Origin of the sequence: Bacillus sp. N13C7 (assembly GCF_026790065.1) — a bacterium.
In the GTDB taxonomy this organism is placed as follows: domain Bacteria; phylum Bacillota; class Bacilli; order Bacillales; family Bacillaceae; genus Bacillus.
The window spans coordinates 349282-370523 of record NZ_JALAMO010000001.1 but is presented as its reverse complement, the minus strand read 5'-3'; the positions used below and the strand labels follow the sequence as shown (position 1 = coordinate 370523).

Below are 21242 nucleotides of genomic sequence, written 5' to 3'. Positions count from 1 at the left end.
GAATGAATCAATGGATGGAACTCGCAGACCGGGTGCTGGCCGGCGCAGAAATAACTGACGAAGAGGCGCTTTCAATATTACATTGTCCTGATGAGGATATTTTGCTATTGATGCATGGGGCCTTTCACATCAGAAAACACTTTTATGGAAAAAAAGTAAAGCTCAATATGATTATGAATGCGAAATCAGGACTCTGCCCGGAAAATTGCGGCTATTGTTCACAGTCTGCGATTTCGAAAGCGCCGATTGAGTCTTACCGGATGGTGAATAAGGAAACGCTGCTTGAAGGCGCAAAGCGGGCGCACGATCTGAATATCGGCACATATTGCATCGTGGCAAGCGGCAGAGGACCTTCAAATAGAGAAGTGGATCAGGTCGTTGACGCAGTGCAGGAAATTAAAGAGACGTATGGACTGAAGGTGTGTGCGTGTCTAGGACTGTTAAAGCCGGAGCAGGCGAAGCGGCTCAAAGATGCCGGAGTAGACCGCTATAATCATAATTTGAATACGTCACAGAGAAACCATTCAAACATCACGACCTCACATACATACGATGACAGGGTCAATACAGTTGAAATCGCAAAAGAATCGGGACTGTCTCCGTGTTCCGGTGCCATTATCGGAATGAAGGAGACGAAACAGGACGTCATCGACATTGCAAAAAGCTTGAAGGCTCTTGACGCGGATTCCATTCCGGTGAATTTTTTGCATGCGATTGACGGCACGCCATTAGAAGGCGTCAACGAATTAAACCCGCTGTATTGTTTAAAAGTGCTGGCACTGTTCCGTTTTATTAATCCGTCAAAAGAAATCCGCATTTCAGGAGGAAGAGAGGTCAATCTCCGCTCATTGCAGCCATTAGGGCTTTATGCCGCTAACTCCATTTTTGTCGGAGATTACTTAACGACTGCCGGGCAGGAAGAAACGGAGGACCATAAAATGCTGAATGATTTAGGCTTTGAAATCGAATCAGTCGAAGAAATGAAGGCCAGTTTAAGTGCCAAAAGCTGAAAGATTCAATAAAAGCAATCGGTGTGATGTCGATTGCTTTTCTTTTTGAATAGAAAGGAGAAGGTTCACATGACTATTGCATCTTCAACTGCATCTTCTGGGTTTTTGAAAAACCCATACCCTTTTTACGAAACATTGCGCGCTGTTCATCCGATTTATAAAGGGAGCTTCATGAAATATCCGGGATGGTATGTCACAGGATATGAAGAAACGGCAGCCATTTTGAAGGATACCAGATTCAAAGTCCGCCCCCCGCTGCCCGAGAGAACAACCAAATATCAGGACCTTACACGTGTACAAAAACAGATGATGCTGTTTCAGAACCAGCCTGATCATAGGCGATTGCGGACGATGGCCAGCGGAGCGTTTACGCCGAGAATGACAGAATGCTATCGTTCGTATATTGAAGAAACTGTCCACCGCTTACTTGATCAAGTGCAAGGCAAAAAAAAGATGGAGGTCATTTCGGACTTTGCTTTTCCTTTAGCAAGCTTCGTCATCGCTAACATCATAGGTGTACCGGAGGAAGATAGGGAGCAATTAAAAGAATGGGCTGCAAGTCTCATTCAAACGATTGATTTTACCCGGTCAAGAAAGGCACTAACAGAGGGCAATCATACCGCTGTACAGGCTATGGCATTTTTTAGAGAACTGATTCAAAAGCGAAAACAGCAGCCGCAGCAGGATATGATCAGCATGCTCTTGAGGGGGAAAGAAAAGGATAAGCTGACGGAAGAGGAAGCGGCATCGACGTGCATATTGCTGGCGATCGCCGGACATGAGACAACCGTCAATCTCATCAGCAATTCAATTCTTTGTCTGCTGCAGCACCCACAACAGCTTTTGAAGCTAAAAGAAAACCCAGATCTTATTGATACCGCAGTTGAGGAATGTTTACGCTATGAAAGCCCCACGCGAATGACTGCCAGAGTTGCATCAGAAGATATTGACATTAGCGGGGTGACAATCCGTCAAGGGGAACAAGTCTATCTTCTGTTAGGGGCTGCCAATCGAGATCCAAACATATTTGCGCACCCCGATGTCTTCGATATGACGAGAAGCCCTAATCCGCACCTTTCATTCGGGCATGGCCATCATATTTGCATGGGGTCCTCGCTGGCACGATTAGAAGCACAAATTGCGGTCAATACACTGCTGCAGCGAATGCCCGGCCTTCAACTGGCTGATTGTGAATGGCGATACCGGCCGCTTTTTGGATTTCGGGCGCTTGAGGAGCTGCCGGTGACTTTTGAATAACCCTAAGCATGTGAGTGCCAAAAAAGTGTCAGCCCCGCCGAAAATGGGCAATCTATAAAAAAGGGGAGTGAACACAGTGAAAAAAGTGCTGATCGCCGGCGGAAATGGTGTGATTGGGAGACTACTGGCTGAAGGGCTTAGGTCAGATTATGAAGTGACAGTGCTTGATAAAGATCATGTCGACGGCACAGCCTCTTCCATTCAGGCTGATGCGGCAAATTATGAGGAGCTGTTGAAGAAAATTCCGAAGGATACAGATGTGATCTTGAATTTATTGGCTGTCAAAATCAAATACGATGTCATGGACATTGCTGAATTTGAAAAAATGACGGATGTTTTCTATAGGGCAAGCTATTATCTGTGCCGCGCCGCAGCGGAGCTCGGGATTGAAAAGCTCGTATTCGCCAGCAGCAATCATGTCACAGATGTCTACGAAAAAGACGGGCGTTCGCTCTTAGGACGGGAAATCACCACAAGCGATTATCCGCTGTCAAAAAACTTGTACGGCGTATTAAAGCTGACCTCGGAACAGATCGGCCATTTGTTTTATTTGGAAAATAAGCTTTCAGTAATCAATCTTCGCATTGGAACAGTTGTCACTGACGAAATAGATACACTGCATGAAAAAGAACGAACGAAAAAGACACTGCTTTCCCACCCCGATCTGCTGTCGATTTTTAAAGCTGCCATTGAAACCAATATCCGGTACGGCACTTATTACGCCGTCTCTGATAATCCGGGCCGGCCATGGTCCATTGAATCCGCTGTGAATGAACTTGGATTTTCGCCGCAAATCAATACAGCCGAGCTTCTGAATGAGGAAGAGAACGGAGCATAATCATTTTCTAAGATTATGCTCTTTTTCTTTTGTCATCGGTTTTAATCCACGGCAGTCCCCGCCCGGCCGAGGACTCTGTTCAAATGATTATAGACATGGCAATCACAGGTTTGCTACATTTTAGACACGATATCGTCACATGCTGCAGCTCGTTCAGAAAAGAATGACAACGCTTACAAAAGAGAGGTGGGAGCCATCGCACATTCATTGAAAAGTCGCCTGTTTGATTTTTTGATTTACGGGTTTTTGCTGATGTTCGCTTTAATATGCGTACTTCCGTTCATTCATGTCATCGCAGCATCCTTCGCCACAGTAGAAGAAGTTGTGTCAAAATCATTTATTTTAATACCGTCCACTTTTTCGCTTGATGCTTATCGCTACATTTTTTCAACAGATATTATTTATAAGAGTTTGCTTGTTTCTGTGTTTGTGACAGTGATAGGCACTGCTGTCAGTATGTTTCTTTCTTCATTGATGGCTTACGGATTATCCCGCCGAGATTTAATCGGCCGGCAGCCGCTCATGTTTCTCGTCGTATTTACGATGCTCTTTAGCGGCGGCATGATTCCGACTTTCCTTGTGGTCAAATCGCTTGGATTGCTTGATTCTTACTGGGCACTCATTTTGCCGACAGCCATTAATGCCTTTAACCTGATCATTTTGAAGAACTTCTTTCAAAATATCCCGGCAAGTCTGGAAGAGTCCGCGAAAATCGACGGATGCAATGACTTGGGCATTTTCTTTAAAATTGTGCTGCCGCTGTCACTTCCTGCGATCGCAACGATTTCATTGTTTTATGCGGTAACATATTGGAACACGTATATGACTGCGATTCTGTACTTAAATGATTCTGCAAAATGGCCGATTCAGGTGCTTCTGCGCCAAATCGTCATTGTATCAAGCGGAATGCAGGGGGATATGTCAGAAATGGGGGCAGGCAGCCCGCCGCCTGAGCAAACCATTAAAATGGCGGTCATAGTGGTGGCGACCATCCCGGTTCTGCTCGTCTATCCGTTTATACAAAAGCATTTCGCAAAAGGAGCTTTGCTGGGATCTGTCAAAGGATAAAAGAAATATGAAACGGAGGGGTACGATGGGAAACAAATGGAGGGTGCTTTTCATTGTGCTTGTACTGGCACTCGGCGGAGTGCTGGCGGGCTGTAAAGGGGCTGATCAGTCTTCGGCTGAAGGCAAAGCTGACTCGGATTCAAAGGTAAAGCTGTCTTGGATGGCGATTTTGTATCACCAGCAGCCGCCGAAAGACAGGGCAATTAAAGAAATTGAAAAGCTGACAAATACAGAACTGGACATCACCTGGGTTCCAGACGCGGTGAAAGAAGACAGGCTGAATGCGGCGCTTGCAGCCGGCAACCTTCCGCAAATCGTGACCATCCAGGATATTAAAAATTCGTCAGTCATGAACGCCTTCCGGTCAGGAATGTTCTGGGAGATTGGCGATTATATCAAAGATTATCCGAACTTAAGCAAAATGAACAAACTCATTAATAAAAATGTGACAATCGACGGCAGGCTCTACGGGATTTATAGAGAGCGTCCGCTTTCCAGGCAGGGTATCGTCATTCGAAAAGACTGGCTGGACAATTTGAATTTAAAAACGCCGGAAACGCTTGATGAACTTTATGAAGTGGCCAAAGCATTTACAGAGGATGATCCTGACAAGGATGGGAAAGATGATACGTTCGGACTGACAGACCGCAATGACTTAATTTACGGCGCGTTTAAAACGCTTGGCTCGTATGAAGGCATGCCGACGGATTGGAAGGAGTCCAATGGAAAATTCACGCCTGATTTTATGACACAAGAATACAAAGACACAATGAATTATATGAAAAAGCTGCGTGATAACGGCTATATGAATAAGGATTTTCCAGTCACAAGCAAAACCCAGCAGCAGGAGCTGTTTTCCCAAGGAAAAGCCGGCATCTATATTGGGAATATGGTAGACGCGGTCAATCTGCGCGACCATGCCTCTGATAAATCGATGAAGCTTGAGATCATCAACCGCATAAAAGGCCCTGATGGGAAAGAGCGGGTGTGGGCATCCGGGGGCCATAACGGCGTGTTTGCTTTCCCGAAAACGAGTGTGAAAACAGAAGCTGAGCTTAAACGGATTCTGGCGTTTTTTGACCGAATTGCTGAAGAAGACGTCTATAGCCTGATGACTTACGGCATTGACGGCGTTCATTACAGCAAAGAAGAAGGCAAAACGTTCACGCGCAAGGAAAGCCAAGTGAAAGACTGGCAGACTGATATTCAGCCGCTGTCCGCCCTAATCGCCATAGATAAAGCCTACTTAAAAAATACTGGGGATCCGCTTCGCACGGCGTACGAGGAACTGACGGAAGACAATGAAAAGATCATCGTCTCAAACCCTGCTGAAAGCCTGTATTCCGCCGCGGAGTCGGAACGGGGAGATGAATTGAAGAAAATCATTGATGACGCGACCTACAAATATATAATAGGCGACATCACAGAAAGCCAGTTTGATAAAGAAGTGGAAAAATGGGAGTCAAGCGGCGGAAAGCAGATAATTCAGGAATACGAAGAAGCGTTTAAACAAACAAAATAACATTGGAAAAACCCAAAACGCGCAAGCGGTTTTGGGTTTTTTACATGTTTCTTTTTTGCTGGCGGTAGTTTCCCGGTGTAATCCCCTCCAGCTTCTTAAAAGACCTGATAAAGTTTTGCGAGTTTTTGTATTTCAGTTTTTCGGCAATGTCTTTGACCGCCATGTCGGTTTCGGCAAGCCAGCTTTTCGCCATATGGTGGCGGTAGCCGGAGACATACTCGCTGAATGAAATGCCCATTTCTTTTTTGAAGATGCTGCTTAAATAGTTTGGGTTGTAATGCAGCCTGCGGGCGATTTCATCCAGTGTCAAATCGGATTCAAACTCGTGATGGATGATATGAATGATGTTGTCGGAAATATTTTTGTACTGGGCGTCCGCGCGGGCGTTCACTTTGTCTGTCATCGGATCAATAAACTCATTCTTGAGCCAGTTTTCGGTATCCTCGAATGTTTTCAGCTCAAATATTTGGTCATACAGCATTTTGTTTTCTTCAAGCTCAAATAATTCGATCCCGAGCACATGCATGAGTTCAATCACATGGTTCAAAAAGCGGGCGATGGCGATTTGAAATTGGTACGGGTTGGTGTTTTGGGTGAAAATGGCTTGCAAAATGGCGTGCAGGCATTTGTCTGCTTTCTCCTTGTCCCCTGCTTTGACAGCATCGAACAGCTCATGCTGAAGCTGCTTTGGAAAATGGGTTTTGAAGGTTTTTTTCTGATCAAGATCTTCGTAAAAGATAATCGATTTGTTTTCCGCTTTAAGCCGGTATTTCAACGCTTCTGAGCCTTCCGCATAGGCTGTTTTCGCTTTTGCCAGCGCATCAAATGGCTGGCTGATGCCGATGCTGACAGACAGCTGCAGCTCGGCTTCCGCTTTTTCCTGAATCATTTTTGCAGTCTCATTCAGCTCAGCGATGAATTCTTCCTTTGTCCCGTTCTGGTTGATCAAAATGGTTGCCTGCTGTTTGTCCACGACGGCGGGCGCAAGATGCTTGTCTGCCGGAATGTTTCTCTCAATCAGGCTGTTGACTGCAAACAACAGCAGATCCATATCTTTTTTCTCATATGGCGTATGATTGAGCGTATCAATTTGCAGCACAAGCAGGGCGAGATGCCGCCAATTTTGCTTTAAACCGAGGCTTTCGAAACGGTTATTGACCTCCTCATCGGTCAGTTTTCCAAGCATGAGCCTGACCATAAAATATTGCTGCAGATGAGTGGCCTGCTGTTTCATTGTCTCTTCAAGGTCGTCATTTCTGTCCTTCAGCTGCTTAAAGCTGTGTTCAATTAACTCAAATTCATTTTGTGGCGGCTGTTTCTCTGGAATGGCGCCATGCCGTGCGAATGATTCGTAAAGCAGCCGGATCGGTTTATAAAAATGGCGGGAGCCAAGCCAAGAGAATAATAATGAAAGCGTTAACAAAATAAAACATACCGTAAAGGTGATCCAGCCGATTGATTTAGCTTCTTTCTTTAATTCAGGCAAGGAAACGAGAGAGAAATAAGTCCATGTGTTATAGTCTGATTTTTGATAGGTGACTTTATATTGAACCCGGTCAATGACTGTTTCAAACTGTCCGCTTTTGGCTGTCTGCGCCAGCATTTTTTGGACAAAGTCGTCTCTTTGAAGAGTTTCACCGATATCAGACATGTTGTTATGCAGGATGATGCGCCCTTTTTCATCAATGATAAACAGGTTGTTGGCATTTGAATAGTCAGGCATATTTTTGACCAGCGAACAGCTCGGAATGCTTGCGGCGGCCAAACCCTTCGTATTTGTGCTGTTGAGAGGCAGCTGTTTAATCAAATTGATATTGTAGCGGCAGTTTTCTGCTGTGCCTTCTTTTGTCGAAATCAAATGATTGTTTTCCTCAAGAGTCCAATACGAGCGGCTCGCTTTGTGGTCCGTGTAGGCTGCGGCTGCTTCATGAAGAGAGTCTGTATTCAAACGGTACAAGCCGGAATTGTTCATGTACCATTTTTTCATATAACTCACAAGCGTCATGTTGGACAGGTCGGTATCAAAGCTTTGCAGATAGTTGAGCTCTTGGTTCACTTGGTTATAGATTTGAAATTGGTTAGAGTGCAAAGGCTCGGACAGTGTGCGAAGGAGAGGCGGCGAACTCACATAGTGGGTTAAAGAGTGATCGACGGTTTTTAATATGTGCTCGATGCTTTGCTGAGTCTGCCGGAGTGTGTCGAGCTTTTCCTCCGAAACGTTGGAGATAGCCGTTTTCTGAGAGTGCTCGTACGAAAACAATCCGACCAGAATGACCGGAATGGTGCTGAGCAGACAGAAAAACGTGATCAGTTTGTAATAAAACTTGTATTGGCTTCTTTTCATAAAACCCCCCATTTCATAACATCCACTTCACCTTAATACAATTAATCCAAAGATTGATAGATATTGTCAATAATCATTTTCTAATATTGGTGTCTTTTTTTCAGGTGGACCGGCTGAACCCATGGTTATAGAGGAATAAGGCAGGATGTGATCATATGATTGTAGACGGACGTTTGCGTGCTGCGCTACAGTGAAGGCAAGAACCCGTGAAAGGAGGCTTGGAAAAGGTGAAAACAGCAGAAGCGCAAGCACCGGCTGTTGATGCGGTCATTTTTAAAAAAGAGAAAAGAAAGCGCTTACTAAGACAGCTGATCCAGCAGAAGTATTTGTACTTCATGATTTTGCCGGGGTGTATTTATTTTTTGCTTTTTAAATATGTCCCGATGTGGGGAATTGTGATTGCGTTTCAGGATTATCAGCCGTTTCTCGGTATTTTGGGCAGTGAATGGGTTGGACTGAAGCATTTTATCAGGCTGTTTACAGAGCCTACGTTTTTTCTCCTGTTAAAAAACACGCTCGTGTTATTTGCTTTGAACCTGGTGATATTTTTCCCGGTGCCGATTTTGCTGGCGCTTCTATTAAACGAAGTGCGGAGGGCGCTCTTTAAAAAATTTGTTCAGACGCTGATTTATATCCCGCACTTTATGTCATGGGTCATTGTTGTATCGCTTTCGTTTGTGCTTTTGACAGTAGACGGGGGCTTGATTAATGAACTGATTGTGTTTTTTGGCGGCGAAAAAATCAATTTTCTGCTGAATGAAGAATGGTTCCGGCCTCTTTATATTCTGCAGGTCATTTGGAGGGAAGCGGGCTGGTCGACGATCATTTATCTTGCGGCCATCACTGCGGTGGATCCTCAGCTGTATGAAGCGGCGAAGATGGACGGAGCGGGACGGCTGCGGCAAATGTGGCATATTACATTGCCTGCTATTAAAAGTGTCATCGTCGTTTTGCTGATTTTAAAAATCGGGGACACGCTGGAGCTTGGCTTCGAGCATGTGTATTTGCTGCTAAACGCGACAAACAGGGAAGTGGCGGAAATTTTTGATACGTATGTTTACACTGCGGGGCTGAAACAAGGCCAGTTCAGCTACAGTACAGCGGTCGGCGTGTTTAAAGCGGCGGTCGGGCTGATTTTGGTTATGCTTGCGAATCGTTTGGCGAAGAAATTTGGCGAGGAAGGAATTTATTAAGAAAGGGATGGGATCAATGGATCAATCAATCGCTGTAAAATCGCCTCTTACGTACGCAGAGGCATTGGCAAAAACCATTATGAACACGTATACAGTGGAGGAACTGCCGCCTGCAAACCGCTGGCACTACCATCAGGGTGTTTTCTTATGCGGTGTATTGCGGCTGTGGGAAGCAACTGGACAGCAGCGGTACTTTGAGTATGCGAAGGCCTATGCAGACCTTTTAATCGACGATTATGGCAATCTATTATTCAGAAGAGACGAGCTGGACGCCATTCAAGCAGGTCTTATTCTTTTTCCATTATATGAGGAGACGAAGGATGAGCGGTATGTCAAAGCGGCAAAAAGGCTGCGCGGCTTGTATGGGACACTGAACCGGACGTCTGAGGATGGCTTTTGGCACAAGGACGGCTATCCTTATCAAATGTGGCTTGACGGCTTATACATGGGCGGGCCGTTCGCACTGAAATACGCCAATCTGAAGCAGGAGCCGGAGCTGTTTGATCAGGTCGTGCTGCAGGAGTCACTGATGAGAAAGCATACGAAGGATACAAAAACCGGACTCTATTATCACGCCTGGGATGAAGCGAAACAAATGCCTTGGGCCAATGAAGAAACAGGCTGTTCACCAGAGTTTTGGGCGCGTTCTATCGGCTGGTACGTCATGTCTCTCGCTGACATGATTGAAGAGCTGCCGAAAAAGCACCCAAACCGTCACGTCTGGAAAAAAACCTTGCAGGACATGATTGAAAGCATCTGCCGCTATCAAGACAAGGAGACGGGGTTATGGTACCAGATCGTTGATAAGGGCGACAGGCCCGATAACTGGCTGGAAAGCTCAGGATCCTGCCTGTACATGTACGCAATCGCGAAAGGAATCAATAAAGGATATCTAGACAGAGCATACGAACCAACCCTGTTCAATGCGTATCAAGGTTTGATTCAGCATAAAACCGAAACGACAGACAACGGTGCGTTTCTCGTCAAAGATATTTGTGTCGGAACATCAGCCGGTTTTTATGACTATTATGTCAGCCGGGAAAGAAGCACAAACGACCTGCACGGGGCCGGCGCGTTTATTTTGGCCATGACAGAGCTGGAGCCTCTTTTTAGGTCAACGGGGAAATGAAAACAAGTATACGTACGGCTTTGTGTGTGATCGCCTCAGTGCTCTTTTTGGCATCATGCTCAAGCAGGCCGGACGGAATGCATGTCATCCTCTTTTCTGATATGCAGGCAGGCGTACAAGAAAAAATAAAAAAGGCAGTCGGGCAGGAGGCCGGGAAGGTGGATATCTTTCCTGTTTTTCCGGAAAAACTGCTGACCGAGATCACCGCTCAAGAGGGGGATGTCTTCATCGTGCCTGAAGACATGTTTCAAGCGTACGATGATCCGGAAAATTTTCAGCCGTTAGACGAATGGGCGGTGAAAAAAACATCTCCTTATACAGCTGTTGATCAAAAAACAGGAGAAAAAACGGTCTATGCCGTTCAGATCAGAAAAGGGGAAAAGCAGCTGAACGGCTATTCCTTTCGATTGAATCGCAATATGGCAGCGTTTATCCCTGTGTATGCTAAAAAAACAGAGGAAGCGCTGCAGCTGATTTCTCAACTAACTGAAGTCCGATAGAGGTGAGGACATTGAAGAACATCGTCATTTGCGGATTGAGCAGCAGAGCTCTCAGTATGTTTATCAAACCGCTGATGGAGCGGTTTTCATCACATTATGAGATTACGGGATTGCTGGATGCCGATCCAAAACGTTTTGCCGTTTGCAAGAAAAGGTTTCCGGAGCTTGCCCACGTCCCAGAATACAGCGAAGTCGCTTTCGATGAGATGATGCGTGTTTCAAAGCCTGATATCGTTATTGTGACAGGCAGGGATGACACGCATGTCACATATATCGTAAGAAGCCTTCAGTGGGATACCGATGTGATTACAGAAAAACCAATGGTGACGACGGTGCAGGATGCAAATCGGGTGCTTGAGGCTGAGGCGAAAAGCAAAGGGAGGGTCACCGTTGCGTTTAACTATCGCTACAGCCCTTTTCACCGAAAAATTAAAGAAATGATTCTTGAGGGAAAAATAGGCAGGGTAACCTCTGTTGATTTAAACTGGTATATTGATACGTATCATGGCGCCAGCTATTTTAAACGCTGGAACCGATCGAGGCAATTTTCCGGAGGCCTCTCTGTCCATAAATCAACGCATCACTTCGATCTTGTCAATTGGTGGCTAGGGCAAAATCCGTCTGAGGTATTTGCTTATGGCGCGTTGAATTACTACGGGCCCGATAGTGAGTGGAACCCGCTGCCTGGTGAAGACGGGCGTTTTTGCGGGACGTGCCGGGTTAAAGAAAAATGCCATTACTATTCAAGATGGCATCCCCGTTCCTCCAAAGCTTCTGTTAAGGATGATCATCTCCAAGCGGGAGACCAATCCAGCTTATATACAGCATACAGGCCGGACGCGTGTATTTTTGATGAGGAGATTGACATTGAAGATACGTACGTGGCGGCCGTCAAATACGACGGCGGCGCGCTTTTAAGCTACTCCATCCTATTTTCCGCCCCGTATGAAGGCTACCGGCTGACGATCAACGGCACAAAAGGGCGTATTGAATCAAATGAATTTCACGAGCCTTCCAGAATTCCGTTTGCTTTTCCCGAGCAGACGATTGAATACTATCCGCTTTTTGAATCAAAGCAGACGATACAAGTGGTTAAAAACGAGGGCGGACATGGCGGTGGCGATCCACTATTGCTTGAAGATCTTTTTTTAGGGAAAGATCCGCTGCGCCAGTATGACATTTTAGCAGGGGCTGAAGCAGGCGCCTACTCTATCGCAGTCGGTGAGGGGATATGGCGCTCGGTTGCCGAAAAGAAGCCGGTCGATGTGAAGAGGCTTATTCAGATGCAAAATATATAAAGCGGAAAAGGAGGGGCCGCCGTGGAGCATGATGGTTCAATGGGTCGGGTGCTGCGTTTTTGCGAGTGGATCATGAGATTGGCATATACGAACTTGCTTTGGCTGTTTTTTGCGGTGATCGGCCTCGGGGTGTTCGGTATCATGCCCGCGACCGCAGCTTTATTCGCTGTCATGCGGAAATGGGTTCAGGGGCAGGAGAACGTTCCTGTGCTAAAAACGTTTTGGCGGGAGTACAAGGCTGAGTTTTTCCGTTCAAATCTGCTCGGTGCTGTATTGGCAATCATCGGAATGATCATTTATATCGATTTGGCCTTTATGTATCCGAGCCATTTCCTTCTGCATGTCCTGCGTTTTGCCATTATGATATTTGGATTTTTGTTCGTATCTATGCTTTTTTATGTGTTTCCGCTGCTTGTCCATTTTGACTGGAAAAAACGTCTGTATGTGAAGTTTTCGCTTTTGCTCAGTGTGGCGTATTTGCAATATACGCTCGTCATGCTTGCGCTGACTGTCGCTCTCTTTTTCCTGCTTGCGTACCTTCCCGGCATTGTCCCTTTTTTCAGCGTCAGCCTGATCAGCTACTGTCATATGCGAATTGTGTATGCTGTGCTGCTGAAAGTAGAGCAGCAAGATGGTGAGCCGCAGGAGAAACACCAAGCTTTTTATCCGCGGACGAGGTGATCATGATTTCTCTATCATAATGCTGTTCCAAACAGAATAGAGTGATAGAGAAAGGAGAGCGGATAAGATGCTGAAGGTGGCAGTATTTGATGAAGAGCATGAAAAAGACCTACAGACAGAAATCAATTCATTTTTAAAAGGGATATCAGAGGAGCAGCTGATTGATATCAAATATACGGTTTCGGCGGCGTGCGACCCGGACGGCGAGCAGCTTTACTGTTTTTCCGCCCTTATTTTATATCGTAAATAAAAAGATCTTCCCGCGGGCGCGGAAAGATCTTTTTTTGTTAATAAGCCTTTTTTACTCTTGGACTTCTCGGCTTGTCAATTTTCTCCGCTTTTTTGATCTCTCTTCGTTCTTTTGAAAGCGATTGATAGAGAGAGGCGATCATCAGCAGGATAACAATAGAAAACGGCAGCGCTGCCAGAATCGCTGTGTTCTGCAAAGCGGCAAGCCCGCCGGAATATAGAAGCACAGCCGCCATGGAGGACTGAATGATACCCCAGCTGAGTTTCACAGAGTTTGCCGGATTTAATGAACCGTACGACGTCTGCATGCCCAGCACGAATGTCGCGGAATCAGCAGACGTGATAAAGAATACAGCGATCAGAACCAATGCAAGGATCGATGTCACCATTGTCAGCGGATAGTTGTCAAGTGTTCCGAACAGCATCGTTTCAGTTGACAGCTTGGCCACATTGAACGTGCCTTTTTGCTGAAGGTCCATGGCTGATACGCCGAAAATAGAGAACCATAGAAATGCCAAAATACAAGGTGTCACCAAGACGCCTATTAAAAATTCGCGGATCGTCCGGCCTCTTGACACGCGGGCAATGAAAATGCCGACAAATGGAGACCAGGAAATCCACCATGCCCAATAGAAAATCGTCCAACCGTTAATCCATTCGCGTTTTTCAGGATCGTTCGGTGTCAGCCTGAAGCTCATTTGAACGATGTTTTGAATATATTGTCCGATAGAATCTGTAAAAGAGTTCATAATCAGCACAGTAGGCCCGACAACGAGCATAAACAGCATTAACAGTCCGGCTAAGCCCATGTTGATGTTGCTCAGATACTTAATGCCTTTTCCGAGACCGCTCCATGCAGAAAGCAAAAAGAGCACTGTTACAATAATGATTAAAATCAATTGGACGATAAACGAATTCGGTATTCCAAACAGGTAATTCAAACCGCCGTTGATTTGGGTTGCGCCGAGGCCAAGACTTGTCGACACTCCGACAACAGTGGCAAAAACAGCAATACAGTCAATCAATTTGCCGATCGGGCCGTTTACTTTATCGCCGAGAATCGGTGACAGCGTGCTGCTAATTAATCCGGGCGCGCCTTTGCGGAATTGGAAATAGGCAATACATAATGCCACAACGGCATAGATGGCCCAAGCGTGCAGACCCCAGTGGAAAAACGTATAGCGGAGTGCATCTCTAAAGGCTTGGGGGGTTTCTGTTTCACCTGATGGAGAGCTAATTGCGTAATGGCTGATCGGTTCAGCCGCACCATAGAATACTAAGCCGATTCCCATGCCTGCGCTGAACAGCATGGCAAACCATGATAATAACCCGAATTCCGGTTTTTCATCGGGCTTTCCGAGTTTTATTTTTCCGATCGGGCTGAAAATTAAAAAGAGACAGAACCCGACAAACAAAGAGACAACTAAAAGATAATACCAACCAAACGAATTGGTAATGAATGCTTGTGCCGATTGAGACACGTTTTGCAGACTGTCAGGAGAAATAACGCCCCACAATACAGCTGCAGCTGTGACGACAATCACAATCCAAAATACACTAGATATATGTTTCAACATTTCTCACCCTCTAATTTTTTGAGTACGCCTATATCTTGCTCGCAGGCTTAGTATGGTCGTACGCTGGCAGATCAATCCTCTCTTTAAATTACCCCGCAATCAGGTGAAACAAAACAAGTCTCACCCTAACATGAATGCGGAGAATGTTCAAATATTCGGCCTTTGTTTGCAAGTGTTCAAAAGAAATGGTTAAGAACGGGCGTATTGTCCGGCATTAAGCCCCGCAAGTCTGCCTGTGACAAGGGCAGAGGTAATATTGTATCCGCCTGTGTAGCCGTGGATATCCAGAATTTCACCGCAAAAATACAGCCCCTCCATTTTTTTAGAAGCCATCGTTTTCGGGTCAATTTCTTTTACAGATACCCCGCCTCCCGTGACAAAGGCCTTATCAAGAGACAGTGTGCCATTTGCGAGAACAGTAAACTGCTTGCAGTCCTTTACAAATTGTCTGAAAGGGTCTTTCGGCAGCTCAGAAAACGATACGTTCGGAGAGATGCCGTTTTTTTCAAGCAAGAATAGGAGGTAGCGCTCCTGCATCCAAGGCTTCAGCACGTTTTTAATGGCTTTTTTCGGTGCTTCTTTCAATTCTTTATACATCTTTTGAAATAGTGTTTCTTCATTGATATCCGGGTACAAATCAATTTTGATCGGCACTTGGGGCTGTTTTTTCAGCTCTTTCACAACAAATTGGCTGCATCTGAGAATAGCGGGTCCTGAGAGGCCGAAATGGGTAAACAGCATGTCCATTTTATGTGTGATAATCGGTTTTCCTTTTTTATTTAACACACTGACAGCGACATCTCTTAATGATAAGCCCTGAAGTGTTTTTTGCTTAATAAACGGTTCGGCAGATGTGACGGGAACCTCTGTCGGAAACAGCTCTGTTATGGTATGGCCTGCGGCTTCAGCCCATTCATACCCGTCTCCCGTGCTTCCGGTATGGGGCACACTTTTACCGCCGACAGCGATAATGACTGCCTGGCTATGGATCATTTCGCCGTTATTCGTCACAATCCCTGCTGTCTGTCCATCTTCATATATGACAGATTTAATTTTCTCGTTCGTTCTGATGGTTACGCGGAGCTGTTTCAGCCTGTTTAACAGCGCGTCAACGACACTTTGGGCTTTGTCTGTCACCGGAAACATCCGGCCGTGATCCTCTTCCTTCAATTGAATGCCGAGATTTTCAAAGAACTTGATAATGTCTTCATTATTAAATTCAGAAAACGCACTGTATAAAAAACGCCCGTTGCCTGGGATGTGCTTAATTATTTCTTCCACAGGAAGGCGGTTCGTCACATTGCAGCGGCCGCCCCCGGAAATTGCGAGTTTCCGGCCTAGTTTATTCCCTTTATCTATCAGCAAAACATCAGCACCCTGTTCTCCTGCTGCAATTGCTGCCATCAAGCCAGAAGGGCCTCCGCCGATTACGATTACGTCATACTGTTTCATCTTTATCATCAACTTTCTTTTTCCGTTTCGTATGCGAACACCCCGTCCGCAGTACTATTATAGCGAAAGTAAGCCTTTCCTTAAACGTCTTTTGCCGTGAACCTGAATCGTTCACAAGATTGCTTTTGTATTTATTACCGTCTAAATGCCCAGTTGTGGTAAAATAGAAAAGTTGAATCTTCGTAGAAAATGGTGATGAAGAAACATGTCAAGCAAACTGTTAAGAGGCACGTTTGTGTTAACGCTCGGTACATATATATCACGGATTCTTGGAATGGTCTATTTAATTCCTTTCAGCATTATGGTCGGGGCGACAGGCGGTGCATTATTTCAATACGGATACAACCAATATACTTTATTTTTGAATATTGCTACGATGGGCTTTCCGGCCGCTGTTTCTAAATTTGTTTCTAAATATAATTCCAAAGGGGATTACGAAACAAGCCGAAAAATGCTCAAGGCGGGCATGTCGATTATGCTTGTCACAGGAATGATTGCCTTCTTCATTCTGTATTTATCAGCTCCGCTGTTTGCGGAAATATCGCTGGGAGGCAAGGATAATAACGGGCTGACGATTGACCATGTCGTTTATGTCATCCGCATGGTCAGCTTAGCGCTGTTGGTCGTGCCGATTATGAGCCTTGTCCGCGGATTCTTTCAAGGGCACCAAATGATGGGGCCGACAGCCGTTTCCCAAGTCGTTGAACAGATTGTCCGCATCATCTTTTTATTGAGTGCGACATTCTTGATTTTGAAGGTTTTCAACGGCGGCCTTGTCATCGCTGTCGGTTATGCGACCTTCGCAGCGCTGATCGGCGCCTTCGGAGGCCTGATCGTGCTGTATATTTATTGGAACAAACGGAAGGGCAGCCTTTTGGCGATGATGCCGAATACGGGGCCGACAGCAAACTTAAGCTACAAGAAAATGTTTCTCGAGCTGTTCAGCTATGCCGCTCCGTACGTTTTTGTCGGACTGGCCATCCCTTTGTATAACTATATTGATACTAATACGTTTAACAAAGCGATGATCGAAGCCGGCCATCAGGCCATCAGCCAGGACATGATGGCGATTCTTACCCTGTATGTGCAGAAGCTTGTGATGATCCCGGTTTCCCTTGCAACAGCTTTCGGATTGACATTAATTCCAACGATTACTGAATCGTTTACTAGCGGAAACTATAAGCTGCTGAATCAGCAGATCAATCAAACCATGCAGACGATCCTGTTTTTAATTATTCCAGCTGTTGTCGGGATCTCTGTATTGGCAGGGCCGACGTATACATTCTTTTACGGATCAGAAAGTCTTCTTCCTGAATTGGGGGCAAACATTCTGTTTTGGTATTCCCCGGTTGCGATTCTGTTCTCTTTATTTACGGTCAACGCAGCCATTCTGCAGGGCATTAATAAACAGAAATTTGCGGTTGTCAGCCTTGTCATCGGCGTCGTGATCAAGCTCGTGCTGAATGTTCCGCTGATCAAGCTGATGCAGGCTGACGGCGCGATTTTAGCGACGGCGCTTGGATATATCGCTTCGCTTTTATACGGGTTTATCATGATCAAGCGCCATGCCGGCTATTCGTATAATGTATTAGTCAAACGGACAGTCTTAATGTTGCTATTATCAGCGGTAATGGGAATAGCCGTAAAAATCGTGCAGTGGGTATTAAGCTTCTTTATTTCCTACCAGGACGGCCAGGTGCAAGCTGCGATCGTTGTGGTGATTGCGGCTGCTGTTGGCGGAGCTGTCTACTTGTATTGCGCCTACCGATTAGGATTTTTGCAGAAAATATTAGGCCGCCGTTTGCCGGGTTTCTTAAAGAAAGGCAGACATGCCGGCTGATGAACAAAATATGATGAACCAAAGGGCTCGCATGCTGCGGGCTTTCTTTTATAAAGGAGAGATGAGGAATGAGACTTGATAAGCTGCTTGCCAACAGCGGGTATGGTTCCAGAAAAGAAGTCAAAGCCGTTGTGAAGGCGGGGGCCGTCATGGTCGATGGCAAACCGGCCAAAGATGTAAAGGCTCACGTTGATCCTGATACGCAGGAGGTGACCGTATACGGGGAACCGGTTGATTACCGCGAGTTTATTTATCTTATGATGAATAAGCCGCAGGGAGTGCTGTCGGCGACTGAGGACAGCCGGCAGCAAACAGTGGTTGATCTGCTGACGCCGGAAGAAATGAGATTTGAGCCGTTTCCCGCCGGCAGGCTTGATAAAGATACAGAGGGCTTTTTGCTGCTCACAAATGACGGCCAGCTTGCACATCGTCTCCTATCGCCTAAAAAGCATGTTCCGAAAACGTATGAAGTCCATTTGAAATCTCAAGTGTCGCCGGAAGATATCACCGCTTTGGAAGCAGGTGTCTATATAGAAGGCGGCTACAAAACAAAACCGGCAAAAGCGGAAATCAAGACAAACGACAACGGCAACACCGTGATATACCTGACGATTACAGAAGGAAAATACCATCAGGTCAAGCAGATGGCAAAGGCTGTCGGCAATGAAGTGATTTATCTGAAGAGGCTATCGATGGGACGCGTTTCCCTGGATCCCGCTCTGGCGCCTGGAGAATACCGCGAGCTTACAAAAGAAGAGCTGCAATTGCTGAATGAACCGCAAGCATGAAAAAACCCCGCATTCTAAATGCGGGGTCTTCTTTATAAGCACACAAAAACAAGGCTCAGAAGATTCTTCGCCCTGTATCTATCAGGCCGCTCTCAGGCGGCCCTATGTAATTTTTCAATGTTTATGAGGTAATCTTTACTTTCTTTCTCGTTGTCTCCCACTTGCCACGGCTTGGACTATGAACAAGATCATTGTATGCCAACACATTTAAGTCTCTTTGAATTGTTCTAGGTGTAATGCCGAATTCGTCAACCAGTTCCTGTGTTGTCACAAGACCTTTTTCTTGGATAAACATGTAAACTGATTTGATTCGAGTTAGCATACGGTTTGTTGAAGGTTTCAAAAAACCACTCCCTATCATAAGATCGGATGGACTTGACTAACCACAACTCACGACTATCAACTGCGTACGAAATAGCAACAAAGGCAGACATCTATTGTTTTAAAATAATTCGCCCTCATTATACACGATATCGCAGTAATGAATCTAGGGATAACTCCTATTAATTTTTTCCAATTCTCGTTGGGCAGCCATCCTTGTTGGATTACTATGTATTTCAGCTCAATATTATTATGCTTAAAGAAACTTTTTTTATTCTGTTTCGTAGTAAATTTTGGAGGTGGGTGCATTTTGACAAATTTGCTTGAAGCTTCAATAGAACAGGCTGGGTATACAAGCCGAAAAGAAGTGCTCACTGATGTTTTTCTGGAGGTCGGAAAAGGGGAGCTTGTCGGTCTGATCGGAGCTAACGGCGCCGGAAAAAGCACTGCAATCAAGGCAATACTCGGCCTCTCGGAAGATTTTAAAGGGCATATTGGCTGGAACGACTGCTCATTTGCATATATTCCGGAGCATCCGTCCTTTTACGAAGAGCTGACGCTATGGGAGCATTTGGATCTGATCAGCGCGCTGCACGGTATTGAGGAGGGTGAATTTGCGCATCGGGCTGAAAGCCTTCTGCAGACGTTTTCACTAGATCATGTTATGCATGAACTGCCTGTCACCTTTTCAAAAGGCATGCAACAAAAACTGATGCTTATACAGGCTTTTCTCTCTAAGCCGGATATGTATGTGATTGATGAACCATTTATCGGCCTTGATCCGATATCGACGAAACGCTTTGTGGACATGCTTAAAGCTGAAAAAGAGCGGGGAGCCGGTATCCTCATGTGTACACACGTCCTCGATACCGCAGAAAAAATTTGTGATCGGTTTTACATGATTGAGAAAGGTTCTTTATTTCTCCAGGGCACGTTAAAAGATATTCAGGAACAGACTGGATCAGTGGGGCAGTCATTGCTTGACTGTTTTTATAAGGCAGTTCAAGGTGATCGTTCATGAATGGGCGTACGCTCTTTTTTCGTAGGCTGTTTGACTATTACAGATATCAGTTTAAGGTGCTGCATGCGGTCATTGACTGGACAGTCGCTCTCTACATCGTTTTGTCGGCGCTTGCTTTTGTCATCTATCAGTATGTTGATTTAATGAACGGAAGAGGCCTCCTATATGAGTGGTCTGAAGTGATGGGATGGAGATGGCTGTACGCTGTGTGTGTGCTGATCATGTGCACAGGCTCGATCCGTACACTTTTAATGGAAGCGGACAAAGTGTTTTTGCTGCAAAAGAAAGAGATAATCTATCAGCTCAAACGGTACGCGCTGGGGTATTCCTTTTTGGTCACGCTGGCCAAATGGCTGCTTCTCTTTTTTATTTTCCTTCCTTTTATCCATTCTGTTCTCATCACATTGGCAGAAAGCGTTGCGCTATTGTGTTATTTGTTTGGCCTTCATCTATTCTTTTTATCCTTAAAGCAAGACAGGATCAGAAAGCCGCGCACCATTTCGAGACGGATTGGCGATATTCTTATCAGAGCGGTTCTTTTTGCCGGTTCTGCCATCCTGATCGTTTTCGCTGGATCACGCTTGCTTTTGCTCATTGGCATTATATGTTTGATTTTCGCATTCGTCCGCGGCTTGCAAAAGGCAGCTTCGTTCTCGGCTTTTGAAGCAGAGACGGCTGAAGAGAGAAAAAGCAGGCTGGCGCTTGCCGGGCTTGTCATGATGATGAGCCAGGAGGCGGGAATGCCGAAAGTGAAAGACAGGATGAGAAGAAAACCATTTTTATACCGGAATTCAAGAAGGATATTTAAAAAACGAACAATCTATACAGGCTATAAGGAATTGTTTTTCAAAGTCATGCTGAGGAATGGGGAGTATGCGAGGCAGATGTACATGCTATTGTCAGCTTTCACCGTTCTCATATTTGTCTCACCGATCTGGCTGAAGCTGATGGCGCTGTTGGTATATACAGGTGTTTGCCGTTATATCCTGACGCTTATTTTTGACAAGGTCATGGATTCCCCTTTTTTAATTGGCACTCCGAAGGACAGTGATGAATATTATCGCGCCAGAAAAAGCTGTATCAACATCCTGCACTATGCGTTTGCCGCCTGCTGTTTATTAGCAGCCGCTGTCTCTTTATTCTTCACATAAAAA

Annotated in this window: 19 protein-coding genes; 15 read left to right on the top strand and 4 right to left on the bottom strand. The window is 45.5% G+C overall.

Annotation, left to right across the window (positions count from 1 at the left end; genetic code table 11):
- The first annotated feature begins 2 nt into the window (after positions 1-2).
- From bioB to MOB98_RS01845, 5 genes are all read left to right on the top strand, one after another.
- Positions 3-1010 carry a biotin synthase BioB gene (bioB, locus tag MOB98_RS01865; protein WP_268359478.1) on the top strand — a complete coding sequence of 336 codons (1008 nt, stop codon included), beginning with the start codon at positions 3-5 and terminating at the stop codon, positions 1008-1010.
- 69 nt (positions 1011-1079) lie between these two features.
- Positions 1080-2267 carry a cytochrome P450 gene (locus MOB98_RS01860; RefSeq protein ID WP_268359476.1) on the top strand — a complete coding sequence of 396 codons (1188 nt, stop codon included), beginning with the start codon at positions 1080-1082 and terminating at the stop codon, positions 2265-2267.
- 76 nt (positions 2268-2343) lie between these two features.
- Entirely contained in the window at positions 2344-3105 is a 762-nt protein-coding gene (locus tag MOB98_RS01855) for an NAD-dependent epimerase/dehydratase family protein (RefSeq protein WP_268359474.1), read from the top strand.
- Positions 3106-3312: 207 nt separating this feature from the next.
- Positions 3313-4173 (top strand): carbohydrate ABC transporter permease, encoded by an 861-nt coding sequence (locus MOB98_RS01850; RefSeq protein ID WP_268359473.1) that lies wholly within the window; start codon positions 3313-3315, stop codon positions 4171-4173.
- A 25-nt stretch (positions 4174-4198) separates the two neighbouring features.
- Positions 4199-5695 carry an extracellular solute-binding protein gene (locus tag MOB98_RS01845; protein WP_268359471.1) on the top strand — a complete coding sequence of 499 codons (1497 nt, stop codon included), beginning with the start codon at positions 4199-4201 and terminating at the stop codon, positions 5693-5695.
- 40 nt (positions 5696-5735) lie between these two features.
- Here MOB98_RS01845 and MOB98_RS01840 read toward each other — a convergent pair whose 3' ends face one another.
- Positions 5736-8051: a helix-turn-helix domain-containing protein gene (locus tag MOB98_RS01840; RefSeq protein WP_268359469.1), complete on the bottom strand. Its 2316-nt coding sequence runs from the start codon at positions 8049-8051 to the stop codon at positions 5736-5738.
- A gap of 215 nt (positions 8052-8266) precedes the next feature.
- Here MOB98_RS01840 and rmgP point away from each other — a divergent pair, with 215 nt between their 5' ends.
- The 6 genes from rmgP to MOB98_RS01810 all read left to right on the top strand — a co-directional run bounded on the left by rmgP (position 8267) and on the right by MOB98_RS01810 (position 13090).
- The gene (gene rmgP, locus MOB98_RS01835; protein WP_268359466.1) at positions 8267-9232 is read left to right on the top strand and encodes a polygalacturonan/rhamnogalacturonan ABC transporter permease; all 966 of its coding nucleotides are present in this window, start codon (positions 8267-8269) and stop codon (positions 9230-9232) included.
- A gap of 7 nt (positions 9233-9239) precedes the next feature.
- On the top strand, positions 9240-10361 hold the full coding sequence (rmgQ, locus tag MOB98_RS01830) for an unsaturated rhamnogalacturonyl hydrolase (RefSeq protein WP_268359511.1): 1122 nt from the start codon (positions 9240-9242) through the stop codon (positions 10359-10361).
- Positions 10358-10861, top strand: a complete 504-nt coding sequence (locus MOB98_RS01825) for a lipoprotein YteS (protein ID WP_268367254.1) — start codon at positions 10358-10360, stop codon at positions 10859-10861. The genes rmgQ and MOB98_RS01825 overlap by 4 nt, the downstream gene beginning before the upstream one ends.
- Before the next feature lie 11 nt (positions 10862-10872).
- Positions 10873-12159, top strand: a complete 1287-nt coding sequence (locus tag MOB98_RS01820; protein ID WP_268367255.1) for a Gfo/Idh/MocA family oxidoreductase — start codon at positions 10873-10875, stop codon at positions 12157-12159.
- Between the two features lie 21 nt (positions 12160-12180).
- Complete coding sequence (locus tag MOB98_RS01815) at positions 12181-12840, top strand: YesL family protein (protein ID WP_268361197.1); 660 nt, start codon at positions 12181-12183, stop codon at positions 12838-12840.
- Positions 12841-12907: 67 nt separating this feature from the next.
- Positions 12908-13090, top strand: coding sequence for a sporulation protein Cse60 (locus tag MOB98_RS01810; protein ID WP_003223398.1), 183 nt, complete (start codon positions 12908-12910; stop codon positions 13088-13090).
- A gap of 37 nt (positions 13091-13127) precedes the next feature.
- Here the strand turns inward: MOB98_RS01810 and opuD are convergent, their stop codons facing one another.
- Together opuD and MOB98_RS01800 are read right to left on the bottom strand one after the other, a co-directional pair.
- On the bottom strand, positions 13128-14666 hold the full coding sequence (opuD, locus tag MOB98_RS01805; protein ID WP_268361195.1) for a glycine betaine transporter OpuD: 1539 nt from the start codon (positions 14664-14666) through the stop codon (positions 13128-13130).
- Between the two features lie 189 nt (positions 14667-14855).
- Entirely contained in the window at positions 14856-16118 is a 1263-nt protein-coding gene (locus tag MOB98_RS01800) for an NAD(P)/FAD-dependent oxidoreductase (RefSeq protein WP_268361201.1), read from the bottom strand.
- A 205-nt stretch (positions 16119-16323) separates the two neighbouring features.
- Between MOB98_RS01800 and murJ the strand changes: the two genes are divergently transcribed.
- Together murJ and MOB98_RS01790 are read left to right on the top strand one after the other, a co-directional pair.
- Positions 16324-17958, top strand: coding sequence for a lipid II flippase MurJ (gene murJ, locus MOB98_RS01795; protein ID WP_268361193.1), 1635 nt, complete (start codon positions 16324-16326; stop codon positions 17956-17958).
- Between the two features lie 68 nt (positions 17959-18026).
- Positions 18027-18746 (top strand): pseudouridine synthase, encoded by a 720-nt coding sequence (locus MOB98_RS01790; protein WP_268361191.1) that lies wholly within the window; start codon positions 18027-18029, stop codon positions 18744-18746.
- Between the two features lie 121 nt (positions 18747-18867).
- On the opposite strand, the gene MOB98_RS01785 is transcribed toward MOB98_RS01790, so the two are convergent.
- Complete coding sequence (locus tag MOB98_RS01785) at positions 18868-19089, bottom strand: DeoR family transcriptional regulator (RefSeq protein ID WP_003152337.1); 222 nt, start codon at positions 19087-19089, stop codon at positions 18868-18870.
- Between the two features lie 288 nt (positions 19090-19377).
- On the opposite strand from MOB98_RS01785, the gene MOB98_RS01780 reads away from it, so the two are divergent.
- Both MOB98_RS01780 and MOB98_RS01775 read left to right on the top strand, forming a co-directional pair.
- A complete protein-coding gene (locus MOB98_RS01780; protein WP_268361189.1) occupies positions 19378-20088 on the top strand; it encodes an ABC transporter ATP-binding protein in 711 nt (236 codons plus the stop codon).
- Entirely contained in the window at positions 20085-21239 is a 1155-nt protein-coding gene (locus tag MOB98_RS01775) for an ABC transporter permease (protein ID WP_268361187.1), read from the top strand. The genes MOB98_RS01780 and MOB98_RS01775 overlap by 4 nt, the downstream gene beginning before the upstream one ends.
- Positions 21240-21242 lie beyond the last annotated feature (3 nt).